At 41.2% G+C, this 17130-nt stretch carries 13 protein-coding genes, 2 tRNA genes and 1 pseudogene; 12 read left to right on the top strand and 4 right to left on the bottom strand.

Annotated features, from left to right (window positions below):
• The 4 genes from AB9N12_RS18025 (at window position 1) to AB9N12_RS18010 (ending at window position 3273) form a co-directional block, all read left to right on the top strand.
• Entirely contained in the window at window positions 1–603 is a 603-nt protein-coding gene (locus AB9N12_RS18025; RefSeq protein WP_369893487.1) for a hypothetical protein, read from the top strand.
• 356 nt (window positions 604–959) lie between these two features.
• Entirely contained in the window at window positions 960–2234 is a 1275-nt protein-coding gene (locus AB9N12_RS18020; protein WP_369893486.1) for a DUF1810 family protein, read from the top strand.
• A 120-nt stretch (window positions 2235–2354) separates the two neighbouring features.
• Window positions 2355–2669 carry a hypothetical protein gene (locus AB9N12_RS18015; RefSeq protein ID WP_369893485.1) on the top strand — a complete coding sequence of 105 codons (315 nt, stop codon included), beginning with the start codon at window positions 2355–2357 and terminating at the stop codon, window positions 2667–2669.
• A 4-nt stretch (window positions 2670–2673) separates the two neighbouring features.
• A complete protein-coding gene (locus tag AB9N12_RS18010) occupies window positions 2674–3273 on the top strand; it encodes a hypothetical protein (protein WP_369893484.1) in 600 nt (199 codons plus the stop codon).
• A 510-nt stretch (window positions 3274–3783) separates the two neighbouring features.
• On the opposite strand, the gene AB9N12_RS18005 is transcribed toward AB9N12_RS18010, so the two are convergent.
• The 3 genes from AB9N12_RS18005 to AB9N12_RS17995 all read right to left on the bottom strand — a co-directional run bounded on the left by AB9N12_RS18005 (window position 3784) and on the right by AB9N12_RS17995 (window position 8311).
• Window positions 3784–5778 carry a fructose-1,6-bisphosphatase gene (locus AB9N12_RS18005; protein WP_369893483.1) on the bottom strand — a complete coding sequence of 665 codons (1995 nt, stop codon included), beginning with the start codon at window positions 5776–5778 and terminating at the stop codon, window positions 3784–3786.
• A 163-nt stretch (window positions 5779–5941) separates the two neighbouring features.
• Window positions 5942–7606, bottom strand: coding sequence for a putative transporter (locus AB9N12_RS18000; protein WP_369893481.1), 1665 nt, complete (start codon window positions 7604–7606; stop codon window positions 5942–5944).
• Between the two features lie 261 nt (window positions 7607–7867).
• Window positions 7868–8311 (bottom strand): hypothetical protein, encoded by a 444-nt coding sequence (locus tag AB9N12_RS17995; RefSeq protein WP_369893480.1) that lies wholly within the window; start codon window positions 8309–8311, stop codon window positions 7868–7870.
• Between the two features lie 166 nt (window positions 8312–8477).
• On the opposite strand from AB9N12_RS17995, the pseudogene AB9N12_RS17990 reads away from it, so the two are divergent.
• The 6 genes and pseudogenes from AB9N12_RS17990 to AB9N12_RS17965 all read left to right on the top strand — a co-directional run.
• A pseudogene (locus AB9N12_RS17990) lies at window positions 8478–8703 on the top strand (hypothetical protein); the annotation flags it as partial.
• A gap of 380 nt (window positions 8704–9083) precedes the next feature.
• A tRNA-Ser gene (locus tag AB9N12_RS17985) sits at window positions 9084–9170 on the top strand.
• A 65-nt stretch (window positions 9171–9235) separates the two neighbouring features.
• Window positions 9236–9307 (top strand) — tRNA-Glu (locus tag AB9N12_RS17980).
• Window positions 9308–9341: 34 nt separating this feature from the next.
• On the top strand, window positions 9342–9926 hold the full coding sequence (locus AB9N12_RS17975; RefSeq protein WP_369893478.1) for a Crp/Fnr family transcriptional regulator: 585 nt from the start codon (window positions 9342–9344) through the stop codon (window positions 9924–9926).
• 107 nt (window positions 9927–10033) lie between these two features.
• On the top strand, window positions 10034–11185 hold the full coding sequence (locus AB9N12_RS17970) for an IS4 family transposase (protein WP_369888970.1): 1152 nt from the start codon (window positions 10034–10036) through the stop codon (window positions 11183–11185).
• Window positions 11186–11359: 174 nt separating this feature from the next.
• On the top strand, window positions 11360–13492 hold the full coding sequence (locus AB9N12_RS17965; protein ID WP_369893477.1) for a Tex family protein: 2133 nt from the start codon (window positions 11360–11362) through the stop codon (window positions 13490–13492).
• Here AB9N12_RS17965 and AB9N12_RS17960 read toward each other — a convergent pair.
• A complete protein-coding gene (locus AB9N12_RS17960; protein ID WP_369893476.1) occupies window positions 13464–14360 on the bottom strand; it encodes a CPBP family intramembrane glutamic endopeptidase in 897 nt (298 codons plus the stop codon). The genes AB9N12_RS17965 and AB9N12_RS17960 overlap by 29 nt on opposite strands.
• Before the next feature lie 103 nt (window positions 14361–14463).
• On the opposite strand from AB9N12_RS17960, the gene AB9N12_RS17955 reads away from it, so the two are divergent.
• Together AB9N12_RS17955 and AB9N12_RS17950 are read left to right on the top strand one after the other, a co-directional pair.
• Window positions 14464–15513: a leucine-rich repeat protein gene (locus AB9N12_RS17955; protein WP_369893475.1), complete on the top strand. Its 1050-nt coding sequence runs from the start codon at window positions 14464–14466 to the stop codon at window positions 15511–15513.
• 382 nt (window positions 15514–15895) lie between these two features.
• Window positions 15896–17047, top strand: a complete 1152-nt coding sequence (locus AB9N12_RS17950) for an IS4 family transposase (RefSeq protein ID WP_369888970.1) — start codon at window positions 15896–15898, stop codon at window positions 17045–17047.
• The last annotated feature ends 83 nt before the right edge of the window (window positions 17048–17130 follow it).

The raw sequence follows: 17130 nt of genomic DNA, 5'->3' as shown, positions 1-17130 counted from the left end.
ATGGAAAGCTGGATAGTATTAGGCATTATATTTATATTTGCCGCTTATTTCTTTGGCAGAGTGGGATATGCCATTGAAAATGATAAAAACAAGAAATCTGATTACGAAAAAAAGAATGAAGCCGTTAATGATGCTATCAACAAAGAAGAGAATCAGACGAGAAATTTGTTAATTAAAACGCTAGCAGATATTGGTTGCCAATATGAAATAAACGATGAAAATAGCATCTGTTTTAAATATCAAGGAGAGGAATTTAAGATAGATGCGAGTAATGATAGCCATATCATTTGGATTTATGATGTTGCATGGGGAGGAATAAACATAAATGACCCTGATGCAGACTATCTGAAACAAGCCGTTAACAAAGCAAATGAAAGTAGCGCAATCACAAACTTATATACTATAAATAAGAAAAAAGGATTCATTGCTACACATTGTCAAATGGTAACATATTTTGCTTGCAATATCCCTAATTACAATGAGTATTTAAAATCTATTCTTGACGGATTTTTCATTGCCCAAAAACAGGTGAGAGATGAATTTGCAAACTTGTGCAAAAATCAAGAGCAAAAGAATAGAATAGAAATAAAAGGATTTAGATAAATAAGTAGTGCTTATGAAATTATTAATACATTGTGAAAATCCCATCTTGGCAGATGAATACAAAGCGAATCTTGAAGCCAAAGGAATATCATGTCATATTCAAAATCCTATATTGCTATTTCTTATATGGTTTAAAAGTTACAAAGAGGACATTTATCATTGTAACCAATGCAGAAAGGATTTTAAGAGAATGTAAAGCGTCAGCAAAATCTGTTAATTCAAAATAAAAGCTGACTATTTCCATAGGAAGAGTTTAATTTATTGGATCTTATAGTCGGACAATACAGATTGGATAGTATTTGGAGAAAATTAAAAAAGTCTTTATCTTTATAGGAATTTAATAAAATGTTCTGATTATGTTTAAATGGTTTGATAAACAAAAGAAATCCCTTCAAAAGATACAAAACAAACCAAGGGAGGAGTACTCTTTGAAACGATTTGTTGATGCACAGGAACGAACGTACGAGAGTGCTTTAACAGAAGTGAGGAATGGACGAAAACTGACACATTGGATATGGTACATATTCCCACAACTGAAAGGGTTGGGAACAAGCGATAATTCCACTTATTATGGCATTGAAGATTTGGAAGAAGCCAAAGCTTATTTGCAGCATCCAATACTTGGAGCAAGATTAAGAGAAATAACAACGACATTCCTCAACCTGCAAGGTGTCAATGCCAAAGATGTTTTTGGAGATTTGGATGCAATGAAAGTTCATTCGTGCATGACTTTGTTTTGTGAAGTTGAAGAAGACAATTTGTTTCAAAAAGTACTTGAACGCTATTTCAATGGATGTAAGGATATAAATACATTAAGATTGTTAGGGATATTAAACACTACAGCTTTGTTAGGAGCTGTGGCTGGCGACATGATTGGCTCTTTTTACGAAACGTATCATAAAAAAAACTTAAATTTCAATCTTTTCACTCCATTCTCAAAGTTTACAGATGATACAGTAATGACTGTTGCTAATGCTGATTGGTTACTGACCAATGATAGTTTATTAGGTATTATGCAAGACTACGGGAACCGCTATCCATCGGCTGGATATGGAAAAATGTTCAGAAGTTGGCTAAGAAGCGAAAATCCACAACCTTACAATAGTTTTGGGAATGGTTCAGCTATGCGTGTAAGTCCTGTTGGCTGGGCATTTGACACCTTGGAAGAAACATTGCAAAAAGCCAAAGAAAGTGCTGAAATCACCCATAATCACCCTGAAGGGATAAAGGGAGCGCAAGCCACGGCTGCTTGCATTTTTTTGGCTCAAACAGGAAAAAGTAAGGAAGAAATCAAGAACTACATAGAAATGTCTTTTGGTTATAATTTAAGCCGAACTTGTGACGAAATCCGCCCCACCTATCAGTTTGATGCTACTTGTCAAGGGTCGGTACCGGAATCTATCATTGCATTTTTAGAAAGTACAGATTTTGAAAATGCAGTCCGCTTGGCTGTTTCATTAGGAGGTGATGCTGATACAATGGGAGCCATTACTGGTGGAATAGCAGAAGCCTTTTATGGTGGTGTGCCTGAACCTATTAAAGAGGAAGTTATCAAAAGATTGCCTGTTGAGTTTGTGGAAGTAATGCAAAATTTTTACAAGAAGTTTGTGAAAAAGGAAGTAGAACAATGAATAAAATAACAATTTACCATCAGCCAAGTGATACATACCTTTATATAGAAAGTCTTGATGAATATATGAAAGAAATGAAAGGCGACTTTTTAACTTATGAAATTTGAGAAATAGAAAAACATGGAAATAAATTCATTAATTCAAAATGTGCAAAACAATTGCGATGCTATTACAAACTTTGGAATAGAATTTTTATCACATGTTAGCAGGACGACAGGAATCTCCTATGGAGAATTAAATGTTTACTTATTCTTAGTTATTTATCCACTTGTATTGATTCTTTTTATTTTGGCTTCTTTGACAAATAAGAAAAAATTTAAAAGAATACTTATACTTACTGGATTTAGTATTATAGGAATTATATTTTTTCTTGGAGTATTTTTTATGACTGATGCTATATTAGTAGCCAACTTTGAAGAACAACTTAAAATATAATATCATGAAAGGACTATCAACGAAAATAAATAAAGGAATCGGACGAATAATACTTGTTGCCATAGGTATTTTGGCACTTGTCGTTTTTGTTACTATTGAATTCTGTCAAGAACACAGTTGGTGGCTAAATGCGGTATTTATTGCAGCGGCGTTGTTCTCTTCCTTGACAGTCCTTTTTTTTACTCTTCTTTTTATAAATGCAGAGATTAAAGAAAATGATATAAAAGAACGGTATGGGGGACACTGGTCTGAACTTGAAATAATTCCCTGCAAACCTTCTCAGCCATTATTAGCAGATTCTACTTCTGAAAAAGTCTTAGGGTTTCAAATCCCGGAATACAAAATAATTTCTTCCATGGGATGCCCACCAAACTTTAATGGAGATTACTCAGAAGAAATAATTCTTGAATTTATTCATCCGCTTGAAGATACATTGCTCCAAAAAATAGAGTTAATGTGCAACTCCCCAAACAGTCAATGGTCTAAAGAGGGGCAACAATATACTTTAACCCTTGCAAAAGTTGACTTGGATAAAAGAAAAGATTTCTGGCATGAAATAACATTGTGTGCATCGGGAATGACTATTTCCGTAGGCAGAATTTAGTTCACCATATCATCGGATTTTATAGTCAGACAATGCACAAAGAAAATATCAAAAAGGAGAATATAAAGATACCATTTTTGAACACATGACTGTAGAAAAATGGTTAAGCCCTGCAAGAGAACTTTCTGAATATTAAGAAGCCGATTATAACGATATTAATGATGATACGCGGATGCAATTGGAACTCATTAAGCACCTTAAAACATCTTGAAACAAAGGATTCTGTTTTAGTTGACAGGATTACAGTTTAATCCTATAGGACATTGTCTGAAATTAGGAATTATGACTAGTAAACAAATATGCTGATAGATTATTTTTTCATTGGGATGATTAAAACAAACATCTCAATGATTAAAAACAAACATTGGGATGATTAGAAACAAACATCGTAGTGTTTTCTACCATTAACCCAATGATTGCAGAAAGTACTGCAATGATATTTTTCGGAATGAATGTATCTATGAAGGATACGCATATCCTCCATAGAAAAATCAAATTTGATTGTCTTACTCATACTTTTTCTTTTATCAAACCGGTACGATAAGCAACAAGCAATTTCTTCAAATCCTGTATTTGAGTCACCAGTTCTTTTCCCTTATCGGTATCTTTCACCATCATCCGTTGCGAATTAAATTCAAGAACGAAATTGGTGGACTTGATATCCAATCCCTCTTCAATGGCTTTCTGACGGGACTGGAACGGTTCGTGCTGTACAAGCTGCATACCATGAGAATGATAGACAAGCGTATATCCCGCAATTCCCGTTTCCGGCTGATAGGCTTTTGAGAAACCACCATCAATAACAAAAAGCTTGCCATTGGCTTTCATGGGCTGTTCTCCCTGAATCGTTTTCACAGGCACATGACCGTTGATAATATGCGAGTGAGGACCTGAAGCTCCAAACTCCGCCAAAATCCGGTCACAAATATCTTCCCGGTCACGCAATGTGTAATAATAGCCTTTCTTTTCTTTATGCAACTCTTTATCTTCTACAAAATAACGCTCAAAAGTCGCCATCTTATCCTTATCAAACAAGGGAGCGTCCGGACCGCACCACATATACCAAATATAATCCATAGCAAACTCCTTATCTTCCTCTCCTTCTTCATCGAAGTAAGCAGTACGGATCAGTTGATCGGATTTATCCAGCAATTTACGTCCCCAGTATTCTTTTCCACGTATCTTGACATGCTTAAAGCTACCATCCTCATTCAGAGGAACAGAAGCATGGTAAAGAAGATTCGAATTTGAAACCAGATACATGCCGCCATAGGTAAACAGACAGCGCATGTGCTTCTTCAATTTCTCACTATTCATAAATGAATAATGAATCTTTTCTACCAACTCGCGTTCTTCTTCAGTCAGCCGGTAAGGATCTGCCGGATCTACAGTCGGGAAGTTGGTATCGCGCAAAGCATATTCTTTTCCTTCATATACAAAGACGCCACGTTCAAAATCAATCTTCTCCAGAAGTTTACGGTTAGCCATTCCAAACTCCGGACGACGGTCGATGATTTCGGCTTCCAGCTTAAACTGAATAATGGTGATGGCTTTATGCATTTGAGTAATCAGACGCAAAGTCTTCTCATTATAATGAGCATCGGCAAAGTTTATTTTCGGCATGAAAATCGTACAAGGATCATCGGCATACGTATCCATTGCAAAAGTAGCCAATGGAAGCAGATTGATTCCGTACCCGTCTTCAAGCGTGCCCAAATTACCGTAGCGCATGGACATACGTATCACGTTGGCAATGCAACTATCATTACCGGAAGCTGCCCCCATCCAGAGAATATCATGATTTCCCCACTGGATATCGAAGTTGTGGTAGTTGCACAATGTGTCCATAATGATATGTGCACCGGGACCACGGTCATAAATATCGCCTACGATATGAAGAGAATCGATAGTCAGACGCTGAATCAGATTGCACATAGCGATAATGAAATCGTCGGCACGCTTCGTAGAGATAATCGTACTGACAATTACATTAATATAAGCATGCTTGTTCGGTTCGATAGACGATTCGTGCAATAACTCCTGAATGATATAAGAGAATTCGGCAGGCAGTGATTTGCGTACCTTCGAACGGGTATATTTGGAAGATACGTTCTGACAGACTTTTACCAGTTGGTTCAACGTTATCAGATACCAGTCGTCCAAATCCTTCTCGCGGGCTTTCACCAATTGGAGCTTTTCTTCGGGATAGTAAATCAATGTACAGATTTCTTTCTTTTCAGCTTCACGGAGAGTGTTGCCGAATATTTCATTTACTTTACGTTTTACCGCACCCGAAGCATTCTTCAGCACATGCTGGAAGGCTTCATATTCACCATGTACATCGGTCAGGAAATGCTCTGTCCCCTTAGGCAGATTCAGGATAGCCTCCAAATTAATTATTTCCGTACTGGCATCGGCAATGGTAGGGAAACTTCGGGAAAGCAGTTGCAGATAACGAAGATCACCCACGATGCTTTCAGGTGTTATGTTACTTTGAGCAGTCATTTTATTTACTTATTTTACTATTTACAATTTACTAGCGCCAAATCACTATTTAATAACTCAAAGAGGGTGTGTCAAAATTCCCTTTTTGAAGAAATGCCCCCTGCTATAGCTATCTGTGGCAGGGGTAAATCTTTATATTCAGGCATTATGACACACCCTCCTCTCAGTTCAACAAGAACATCAGCAACACTTGAGCGATAATTACCCGCAAGAACATACACAACGGATAAACTGTCGCATAGGCTACAGATGGATTGTCACCGGGAATGGTATCGTTCACATAGCTCAATGCCATCGGATTGGCCATACTACCGCACAACATACCGGATACAGAGCCGAAATCTATTTTCATCATCTTAAAAGCCACGAAACCAACCAAAACTGTTGGAATAATGGTCAATCCGGCTCCCAAAGCAATCCATAATAACCCTTCGGGACGGAATACGGTGTCGAAAAATTGAGCTCCGGCATCCAGTCCCAGGCAGGCGAGATACATGGAAAGTCCTAAAGCACGCAACATCAAGTTCGCACTACGGGTAGTATAAGTAATCATATGTATTCTGGGTCCAAAAGTGCCCAAAAGAATACCGACAATAATCGGCCCTCCTGCTAATCCCAGCTTCACAGGAGTGCTGACACCCGGAAAGGAAAAAGGGATGGCTCCTAATGCCAAACCAAGCACGATGCCGATAAATATGACAACAAGATTAGGTTCTTTCAAGCTTTTCACGGCATTTCCCAATACTTTTTCCACATTTTGAATGGCAGCGGCCTCTCCCACTACCGTCAAACGGTCGCCCAACTGAAGTATTAATCCTGGAGTAGCAAGCAGTTGTACCCCCGAACGATAAACACGACTGATGTTAATGCCGTAATGGTTTCTCAACCGGAGTGAACCAAGCCTCTTCCCGTTCAGTTCGGGACGGGTAACGACGATACGCTGTGAGATCAGTTCACTGTCAATCGCATTCCAGTCAATGTCCTCTTTATTCCAATCTGTATTCTCTTGTTCACCAAAAAGTACGGTCAGTGCCAAAGCATCCTTCTCTGCTGTTATCACCAGCAAACGGTCGCCTTCTTTCAATATTTTGTCCGAAGTCGGAATACTGACATGTCCGTCACGCCATAAACGGGATATCACAAACTTCGGATAACTCATGTGAGCGATATCCTTGATGCTTTTATTGAAAATAGCAGGATTGTGTACTTGAAACGCAGCAATATAGGTTTTGTTCGCATCGTCTTTCTCTTTTATTTCCAAATCTTCCTTGCGAACCAATATTTTACGGATTAACAGAATAGCCAGAATCACACCGACTACCCCCATCGGGTAAGTTACAGCACATCCCAAAGCAGGACTACTGCTATCCATTCCCATCTGTTTCAATGTTTGTTGTGCAGCTCCCAATGCCGGAGTATTTGTCGTTGCTCCACAAAGTATACCGACCATGTCGGGAAGCGGTATGCCTGTAACATAACTGGCTATCACTGTCAACAATGTCCCTAACAGGACGACTCCCAGCGCCAACATATTCAACGTCACTCCTCCTTTACAGAAAGAGCTGAAAAAACCGGGCCCCACTTGCAAACCGAGAGAATAAACGAAGATAACCAATCCGAAACTTTCTGCGTAATTCAGCATCTGCGAATCAACCGATAACCCGAAATGTCCGGCCAGAATACCTGCAAAAAAGACAAAAGTGACTCCCAGAGAAATGCCCCAGAAATGCACCCTTCCCAAGCCCAGACCAATAGCAGAAATCAGAGAGAGTACCACAACAGCCTGTAAGGCAGAATGTTCGACAAATAGACTATATAACCACTCCATGCATATAACAAACTAATAGGGCGCAAAGATAAAAACTATTTAGTCCGGTTCAAAACTTTTAAGCTTTCATTTCACGCCCTATTGATCCTCTAATTCGTATATCCTGAAATCTTATCGATTACACTTTTACTTCGTTACCTATTCTTTTGTTCCTAATAACTATCCTATTTCTATCTTAACTTCCTCATCCTCCTCTTTTCACCTGTATATTGTTATCCTTCAAACGATCTTTTCCCTCTGTTTCTTTCCTTTTCATCTTCATCATTTCCCCTGAAACTCTACAAAGTTATTTCGTCCGTCCAGATAACCGCTTAACCTGTTCCCACCGATGTACACATCATCCAAAAATGAAACATCATTCGGTCCGTATGACATACGAATGGAAGTCTGTGCATAATTTTCCCAGCTCCAACGGAAATTATATTCATGTTGCTCTACTGCTCCGTTAGGATATTCCACCCGTATATAGTCAATTCCGGTACGATCTAAAAAGAAGTCCAATTCCTGACGACAATAATTACCGTTCATGTCCCGATAGAAACTAACCCAGATACGGCTACATAAATTTGCCGAACGGTTATAGTACCCTGCACCATTATGATCATCATCATAGAAACTGTCTATTTCCACTTCGCAAGAGGTAAAACTGACCATTAATATAGCCATCAAAGCCAAACCGAAGTATTTAAATGTGTTCGTTTTCATATTCCTTTATTTTTAACGGTTCTCTAATTATTATCTATCATTTATCTTTCGATAAAACAAAAGTAGAGAATGAATTTTCCTTATGAACCTGAAAACTCCTACTTATCGGGAGGAAATTGCCTAAATCTAAAGGTAAATCCCCCAATGAGATCTATTTCAAAGAATTCTTGTCTCTTTCTCCGATGATATTGAGTGCATTGAAATAACCGATTCAGGAAGTAGCTTTGACCGCCTTGTAGATTTCCTAAGCCAGTTTTTTCCATAGTGGAACAGAAATGACATGCAAAAGTAAAACAGACAAAGATGCATGCCATTTCTTTAGGAGGCAAAAGTGCCGAGACCAGTTATGTGAAATTCTTAATAAAAATAGAATTGAGGAATCAAATATTTAATCAATGTTATAAAACTCCTCTTTTTTCTTGTTTTATTTGCAAATTCGCTAGAAGTCCGTACATTTGTACTGTGTTTTTCATAGTATTAGATTTAAGGTTAACAAAAGATTGGCTGTCTGGGATAGATAGCCTTTTTTATGTCCTTTCCCAAGGTCAAATATACCGTCACTGTAATGAACGGATAGCGTCAAGATGTTTCAAGTCCTCCGTTCATCGATCAAAATTAAAAGCTTTCGAAAAAAATCCTCCGTTTAACATTTGAAACATAGCTGGTTATCTCATTTCACAAAAAAAGGTAAAAAAAATCTTGCTAAAAGATTTGCGTAGTCCAAAAGTTCCCCCTATATTTGCACCGCATTTAAGAGAGAATGCGGGTTCAAGGAAGTTTGGGTGAGTGGCTGAAACCACCAGTTTGCTAAACTGACGTACTCGTTAGGGTACCGGGGGTTCGAATCCCCCAGCTTCCGCAAAATATCAAAATAAAAGAGCTAAGTTTGATTGACTTGGCTCTTTTTAAATCTATTAAAACTCCGGTGGGTTCGTCTAACGGTTAGGACACATGCCTCTCACGCATGCAATACGGGTTCGATTCCCGTACCCACTACTTCCTCCCCTCCAACACACCAAGACAAAAAGAGATGGATACACTATTAAGAGATACTGTAAATGCTGTTGTTAATTCCCGCTTTCCGGAAATGAGCATAGAAGGAAGGCGACAGATAGAAAACATACTGATTCGTAAAGAATTTCCCAAAGGAGCAATAGCACTGCATGAAGGAGAAGTAGCTCACGAACTCGTTTTTGTGGGCAAAGGTATGTTAAGGCAGTATTATTACAAAAATGGAAAAGACATAACCGAACATTTCTCATACGAAGGTTGCATCGTGATGTGTATCGAAAGTTTTTTAAAACAAGAACCTACGCGGCTGATAGTGGAAACCCTGGAGCCATCCATCATCTACCTATTCCCCCGTAATATGATACAAAAATTGGCAAGAGAAAACTGGGAGATCAATATGTTCTACCAGAAAATACTGGAATACTCTCTAATCGTATCACAGATTAAAGCAGACTCCTGGCGTTTTGAATCCGCCCGCGAGCGCTATAACCTCCTGTTCGAAACACATCCGGAAATCATCAAACGTGCACCTTTGGCGTACATCGCCTCCTATCTTCTAATGACACCGGAGACATTAAGCCGTGTACGTTCCGGTGTTTTATAATTTTAGCCAATATTGTCCTAAATAAATTGGGGGGAACAAATAAAAAGGAAGTAGAACTAAGGTAAAATGACTACCTTAGTAGCAAGCTACCAACTCATCTACTTCCTATGGCAAATATAACACTTTTCGCACAGGTAATATCACATCTCCCGAAAGAAAATATCAGGAAAATCATAAAATCTTCGGGGTCAGACAAGCATTGCAAGGGCTACAATACATGGAGTCAGTTTGTTAGCATGATTTTCAGCCAATTCTCAGGATGTGATTCAGTCAGAGATATCTCAAACGGGCTGAAATCAGCCACCGGCAACCTCAATCATTTGGGAATCAACCGTGCACCATCCAAGTCAACGGTAGCATATCAGAACGCCAACCGAGACAGTTCGGTTTTTCGCGGCATATTCTACTCGTTGTTTCAGTATTTCGGACAGCAAGCCCTATGGCAACGAAGAAAGTTCCGTTTCAAGATGCCGATAAAACTGCTCGACTCCACATTGGTGTCATTGACTCTGTCAATATATGACTGGGCACATTACACTACCACCAAGGGGGCGGTCAAGATGCACACGCTATTGGACTATGACAGTCTTTTGCCGGAGTTCGTGAATATCACCGATGGCAAAACCACCGACAACAAAGCTGCTTTTGATATTGAGTTACATCCGTATAGTATTGTAGTAGCCGACCGAGGCTACTGTGACTACTCATTGCTGAATAATTGGGACAGCAGCAACGTGTTCTTTGTAGTGCGTCATAAAGACAATATCCGGTACAAAGCCATAGAGGAGTTGCCTTTGCCTGAAAAACACGCTCAGAATGTACTTATTGACGAAATAATCGAGTTCGAACTCTCGGCGGCCAAATCCAAATATCCCAAACGTTTACGTCGCATCGCAGTATGGAACGATGAACACGGTTTTGAAATTGAGTTACTCACAAACAACTTCACATTGGCAGCATCAAGCATAGCGGCTCTGTACAAGGCTCGGTGGAACATAGAAATCTTCTTTCGCAACCTCAAGCAACTGCTACGCATCAAGAGCTTTATCGGCACATCCCGCAATGCCGTAGAGACCCAAATATGGACTGCTATGACTACAATGCTGATTCTGACATGGCTAAAGCACATCGCAAGATACAAATGGGCATTGGCTAACCTTGTGGTCACGCTCCGGCTGAACACATTTACCAAAATCGACCTCCAAAAATGGCTTGATCAACCATTTACACCACCTCCCGAAACCATCGAAAACGATTAGGGGGGATTGATTTTGAACTCTCGAGGCTATACTTAACAGTATAGTCAGTTAGCTCATGCTCAAAATTTATTTAGGACAATATTGAATTTTAGCGGCTTTTCCGGTATTCTTTAGGAGACATACTGGTGTAATATGATTATCTTTGTCGCTTATTTACTCTCAAAAATACAAATTATGGAATTATTTCACAAGATGATTTCCGGCTTGCTGGGTATACCGAAAAGACAAATAAGCAGTACGCTCCACCTTTTAGGTGAAGGTGCTACAATTCCCTTCATCAGCCGTTATCGTAAAGAAGCCACCGGCGGACTGAATGAAGTACAGATAGAACAAATCAAAGAGCAACACGATAAGTTGTGCGACATAGCCAAACGGAAAGAAACGATTCTCGGCACCATCAACGAGCAGGGCAAACTGACTGCCGAACTGGAAAAACGTATCAACGACACTTGGAATCCGACGGAACTGGAAGACATTTATCTTCCTTATAAACCCAAGCGGAAGACACGTGCCGAAGTAGCCCGTCAGAAAGGGTTGGAGCCGCTTGCCCTCCTCCTGATGCTGCAAAAGGAAAACAACCTTAGCTCCAAGGCTGCGACCTTTGTGAAAGGAGAAGTGAAAGATGTGGAAGATGCCCTGAAAGGTGCCCGTGATATCCTTGCAGAGCAGGTGAACGAAGACGAGCATGCCCGCAACACGGTACGCAATCAGTTCAGCCGCCAGGCAGAGATTAGTGCCAAAGTGGTGAAAGGGAAAGAGGAAGAAGCGGCGAAATACCGGGATTATTTCGATTTCTCCGAAGCACTGAAACGCTGCACGTCCCACCGCCTGCTGGCCATCCGCCGGGCAGAGTCAGAAGGCCTGATGAAAGTGTCTATCAATCCCGATGACGAGGCGTGCATCGAACGCCTGGAACGTCAGTTCGTACGTGGCAACAACGAGTGTAGCCGACAGGTGAGAGAAGCCACGACCGATGCTTACAAGCGTCTGCTCAAACCTTCCATCGAAACAGAATTTGCCGCTCAATCCAAAGAAAAAGCTGATGAGGAAGCTATCCGGGTATTCACCGAGAACCTTCGCCAGCTTCTTCTCGCCTCTCCATTGGGACAAAAACGGGTACTCGCTATCGACCCCGGATTCCGTACAGGGTGTAAAGTTGTCTGCCTCGACGCACAAGGCAATCTGTTGCATAATGAGAATATTTATCCTCATCCTCCGATGAACAAGACAAGAGAAGCGGCTTCCAGACTCCGTAAAATGATTGAGGCCTATCGGATCGAAGCCATCTCTATCGGTAACGGAACGGCAAGCCGTGAGACAGAAGATTTCATCAACAGCCAGAGCTTCGACCGTCAGATACCTGTGTTTATAGTCAGTGAGCAGGGAGCTTCCATCTATTCAGCTTCGAAGATTGCCCGCGACGAGTTTCCGGATTATGACGTTACGGTACGTGGAGCAGTCTCCATCGGCCGCCGCCTGATGGACCCATTGGCAGAATTGGTAAAGATAGATCCTAAATCCATCGGTGTAGGGCAATACCAGCACGATGTAGACCAGACGAAGCTAAAAAAAGCACTTGATCAGACAGTAGAAAATTGCGTGAACCTAGTCGGTGTAAACCTGAATACAGCAAGCAGCCATCTATTGACTTATATCTCGGGACTGGGACCGCAACTGGCTCAAAACATCGTCAACTACCGGGCGGAAAACGGTGCTTTCGGTTCACGGAAAGAGTTGATGAAAGTCCCGCGTATGGGTGCCAAGGCTTTCGAACAATGTGCCGGATTCCTCCGCATTCCCGGAGCCAGGAATCCACTGGACAACACCGCCGTACACCCGGAAAGCTACCACATCGTAGAACAAATGGCCAAAGACCTAAAATGTACCATCGATGAACTGATAGCCGACAAGGAACTCCGACGGAAGATTAACATCTCCGACTACACCACTCCTACCGTCGGCCTGCCCACCTTACAAGATATCCTGCAGGAACTCGACAAGCCGGGACGTGACCCGCGTAAGGCTATCAAAGTATTCGAATTCGACAAGAACGTACGTACCATAGCCGACTTGCGCGAAGGAATGATTCTTCCGGGCATCGTTGGTAACATCACCAATTTCGGAGCGTTTGTCGATATCGGTATTAAGGAGAATGGACTGGTACACCTCTCTCAATTAGCGGAACGGTTCATTTCCGATCCGACGGAAGTGGTATCCATCCATCAACACGTCATGGTCAAAGTGATGAATGTAGATAATGACCGGAAACGGATTCAACTTAGCACGATCGGAGTACCGCAAGACTGATTGCTTCTCTTTTTTCTCCCCACCACACCATCAGAATTGTAAAAACAATCATAAGTACTGTGCAAATGAGTGAGCCTTCAAAACCGAAGGCTCCTCCATTCAGTATATTTTTTTCGGGTATACGCAAAGTCAGCATGCTCGTCGTGAAATTATTTCCACTTACCTGATAACCTAGAATCGGACCTTGAATCCAATTCCAGAAAAGGTGAAGGGAGATCGGGAAACACAGATTCCGGGTATATAGATAAGAAGTACCCAACAGCATACCGGCAAGTAATAGATTAAGCATCGGCAGAAAAGCTATTTCCGGATTAAAAATATGCATAAACGCGAATAATGCTGACGAGGCGAAAATTGCCAGAAATTTATTCATATGAGTATGAAGCAGATGTCCGAGAATATAGCCGCGCATCAAAATTTCTTCAAACAACGCCACTAACAGAAAAAATACCCACGACTCCCACAAATCCAACGGATTAAACTGAAAACCGATGACTTCTATTCCTCCCCCAACAACAGAGATTCCGAAACCCAGCAGATAGAGGAAGATTGCCATCAGAAGACCATACCACACTCCACTGGCATGTCCTTTTAGGGAAAGTCCCAAATCAGAAAAAGGACGACGTTCGAGACGAAGCAAGATTACGGCAGCAGTAAGAACGGCCAAAAGCATACCGACCTCTACGAAAATATACCCTACGACTCCCGAATGACGGGCCTCCGCCCCAAGAACCAACGACAAGCATCCGCTGACCAGTGTACCATACAATCCAATAAAGATGGAAAGTACCACAATAAACAGTGGGATACATGCCCACACAGGAAGTCTTGAGGGCCCTTTCCTCCCACCCATATTGTCTGCCTCCATTTTTACAATTTGTTAATCCGGCTACAAAATTAGATATAAAACATAAAAAAGCATCATGTATTCTCTATTTTTCCTATATTTGTCAGAACAAATCTACAAAATTATGAAAATTAAACTACTATTGATAAGTTTCTTACTGGCCGCTAACACATTAGAAGCCGCAGCCCAAGTGAGCAAGACGTATTATGTGAGTAAGCCCGGTACGCTGATTTCCATGATGACCGAAGAGGAAGCCAACAGTGTCACCCACCTCACATTGACCGGAAAACTGAACGCAGAGGACTTCCGGCATCTCCGTGACGAATTCGACCATCTGAAAATATTGGATATCTCGAATGCAGAAATCAAGATGTACAGCGGAAAAGCCGGTACTTACCCTAATGGAAAATTCTACATTTATATGCCGAATTTCATCCCAGCCTATGCTTTCTCGAATGTGGTAGGCGGAGTAACCAAGGGTAAAACCACACTGGAAAAAGTGATCCTTTCCGAGAAAACGAAGAATATTGAAGATGCCGCCTTCAAAGGTTGTGAGAACCTGAAAATCTGTCAGATCCGGAAAAAGACAGCTCCCAACCTGCTGCCGGAAGCATTGGCAGACAGCGTTACCGCCATTTTCGTCCCTCTGGGCAGCAGCGACTCTTACCGCTATAAGAACAGATGGCAGAATTTTGCTTTCATCGAAGGCGAACCGGTAGAGACTACCCTGCAAGTGGGTGCAATGGGTAAACTGGAAGAAGAAATTCTGAAAGCGGGACTGCAACCCAAAGACATCAACTTCCTCACCGTTGAAGGGAAACTGGATAACGCCGACTTCAAACTTATCCGTGATTATATGCCGAATCTCGTATCTGTCGATATCTCCCAAACGAATGCAACGGCTATCCCCGATTTCACTTTCTCACAGAAGAAGTATCTATTGAGTATGAAATTGCCTCATAACCTGAAATCAATCGGACAGCGTGTATTTAGTAATTGCGGTCATCTTTGCGGCACGCTGGAATTACCGGCCAGTGTAACGGCTATCGAGTTCGGTGCTTTTATGGGATGTGATAATCTCCGTTATGTGTTGGCTACGGGAGATAAGATTACAACGCTTGGAGATAACTTATTCGGAGAGGGAGTTCCGAGTAAGTTGATTTATAAGAAATAGTACTTTCTAAAAAATTCCATAGTGCTAAAAAAAGAACAGCAACCTGCTGTTGAGAACAGGTTGCTGTTAAATCGGTTATTCTTCAGACCTCATATAGGAAAGTCAGGAGTTTTTATGCGTCCGTTACTTCGGGACATTCATTAAATATTATAAAATGAGCCAACTAATTCATACACAAATTATTGCGAATTAGTTGGCTTTTTAGTATCTTTAGGTATTCCCCCGAAAACAAGGTTTGACGGCCCAAACGGGGGAAATTCCCCAACTAAGATATGGCTAAGATCAATATTGTCCTAAATAAATTGGGGGAACAAATAAAAAGGAAGTAGAACTAAGGTAAAATGACTACCTTAGTAGCGAGCCACCAACTCATCTACTTCCTATGGCAAATATAACACTTTTCGCACAGGTAATATCACATCTCCCGAAAGAAAATATCAGGAAAATCATAAAATCTTCGGGGTCAGACAAGCATTGTAAGGGCTACAATACATGGAGTCAGTTTGTTAGCATGATTTTCAGCCAATTCTCAGGATGTGATTCAGTCAGAGATATCTCAAACGGGCTGAAATCAGCCACCGGCAACCTCAATCATTTGGGAATCAACCGTGCACCATCCAAGTCAACGGTAGCATATCAGAACGCCAACCGAGACAGTTCGGTTTTTCGCGGCATATTCTACTCGTTGTTTCAGTATTTCGGACAGCAAGCCCTATGGCAACGAAGAAAGTTCCGTTTCAAGATGCCGATAAAACTGCTCGACTCCACATTGGTGTCATTGACTCTGTCAATATATGACTGGGCACATTACACTACCACCAAGGGGGCGGTCAAGATGCACACGCTATTGGACTATGACAGTCTTTTGCCGGAGTTCGTGAATATCACCGATGGCAAAACCACCGACAACAAAGCTGCTTTTGATATTGAGTTACATCCGTATAGTATTGTAGTAGCCGACCGAGGCTACTGTGACTACTCATTGCTGAATAATTGGGACAGCAGCAACGTGTTCTTTGTAGTGCGTCATAAAGACAATATCCGGTACAAAGCCATAGAGGAGTTGCCTTTGCCTGAAAAACACGCTCAGAATGTACTTATTGACGAAATAATCGAGTTCGAACTCTCGGCGGCCAAATCCAAATATCCCAAACGTTTACGTCGCATCGCAGTATGGAACGATGAACACGGTTTTGAAATTGAGTTACTCACAAACAACTTCACATTGGCAGCATCAAGCATAGCGGCTCTGTACAAGGCTCGGTGGAACATAGAAATCTTCTTTCGCAACCTCAAGCAACTGCTACGCATCAAGAGCTTTATCGGCACATCCCGCAATGCCGTAGAGACCCAAATATGGACTGCTATGACTACAATGCTGATTCTGACATGGCTAAAGCACATCGCAAGATACAAATGGGCATTGGCTAACCTTGTGGTCACGCTCCGGCTGAACACATTTACCAAAATCGACCTCCAAAAATGGCTTGATCAACCATTTACACCACCTCCCGAAACCATCGAAAACGATTAGGGGGGATTGATTTTGAACTCTCGAGGCTATACTTAACAGTATAGTCAGTTAGCTCATGCTCAAAATTTATTTAGGACAATATT

It is taken from the genome of Bacteroides sp. AN502(2024) (genome assembly GCF_041227145.1).
In the GTDB taxonomy this organism is placed as follows: Bacteria; Bacteroidota; Bacteroidia; order Bacteroidales; family Bacteroidaceae; genus Bacteroides.
Note: the sequence above shows the minus strand (reverse complement) of the source record. Positions and strands in the feature narration are given on the sequence as shown.

What these genes read in the sequence shown, in the direction of transcription:
- AB9N12_RS18025 (WP_369893487.1), top strand. Translation starts at nt 1, where the DNA reads ATGGAAAGCTGGATAGTATTAGGCATTATATTTATATTTGCCGCTTAT.
- AB9N12_RS18020 (WP_369893486.1), top strand. Translation starts at nt 960, where the DNA reads ATGTTTAAATGGTTTGATAAACAAAAGAAATCCCTTCAAAAGATACAA.
- AB9N12_RS18015 (WP_369893485.1), top strand. Translation starts at nt 2,355, where the DNA reads ATGGAAATAAATTCATTAATTCAAAATGTGCAAAACAATTGCGATGCT.
- AB9N12_RS18010 (WP_369893484.1), top strand. Translation starts at nt 2,674, where the DNA reads ATGAAAGGACTATCAACGAAAATAAATAAAGGAATCGGACGAATAATA.
- AB9N12_RS18005 (WP_369893483.1), bottom strand. Translation starts at nt 5,778, where the DNA reads ATGACTGCTCAAAGTAACATAACACCTGAAAGCATCGTGGGTGATCTT.
- AB9N12_RS18000 (WP_369893481.1), bottom strand. Translation starts at nt 7,606, where the DNA reads ATGGAGTGGTTATATAGTCTATTTGTCGAACATTCTGCCTTACAGGCT.
- AB9N12_RS17995 (WP_369893480.1), bottom strand. Translation starts at nt 8,311, where the DNA reads ATGAAAACGAACACATTTAAATACTTCGGTTTGGCTTTGATGGCTATA.
- AB9N12_RS17975 (WP_369893478.1), top strand. Translation starts at nt 9,342, where the DNA reads ATGGATACACTATTAAGAGATACTGTAAATGCTGTTGTTAATTCCCGC.
- AB9N12_RS17970 (WP_369888970.1), top strand. Translation starts at nt 10,034, where the DNA reads ATGGCAAATATAACACTTTTCGCACAGGTAATATCACATCTCCCGAAA.
- AB9N12_RS17965 (WP_369893477.1), top strand. Translation starts at nt 11,360, where the DNA reads ATGGAATTATTTCACAAGATGATTTCCGGCTTGCTGGGTATACCGAAA.
- AB9N12_RS17960 (WP_369893476.1), bottom strand. Translation starts at nt 14,360, where the DNA reads ATGGAGGCAGACAATATGGGTGGGAGGAAAGGGCCCTCAAGACTTCCT.
- AB9N12_RS17955 (WP_369893475.1), top strand. Translation starts at nt 14,464, where the DNA reads ATGAAAATTAAACTACTATTGATAAGTTTCTTACTGGCCGCTAACACA.
- AB9N12_RS17950 (WP_369888970.1), top strand. Translation starts at nt 15,896, where the DNA reads ATGGCAAATATAACACTTTTCGCACAGGTAATATCACATCTCCCGAAA.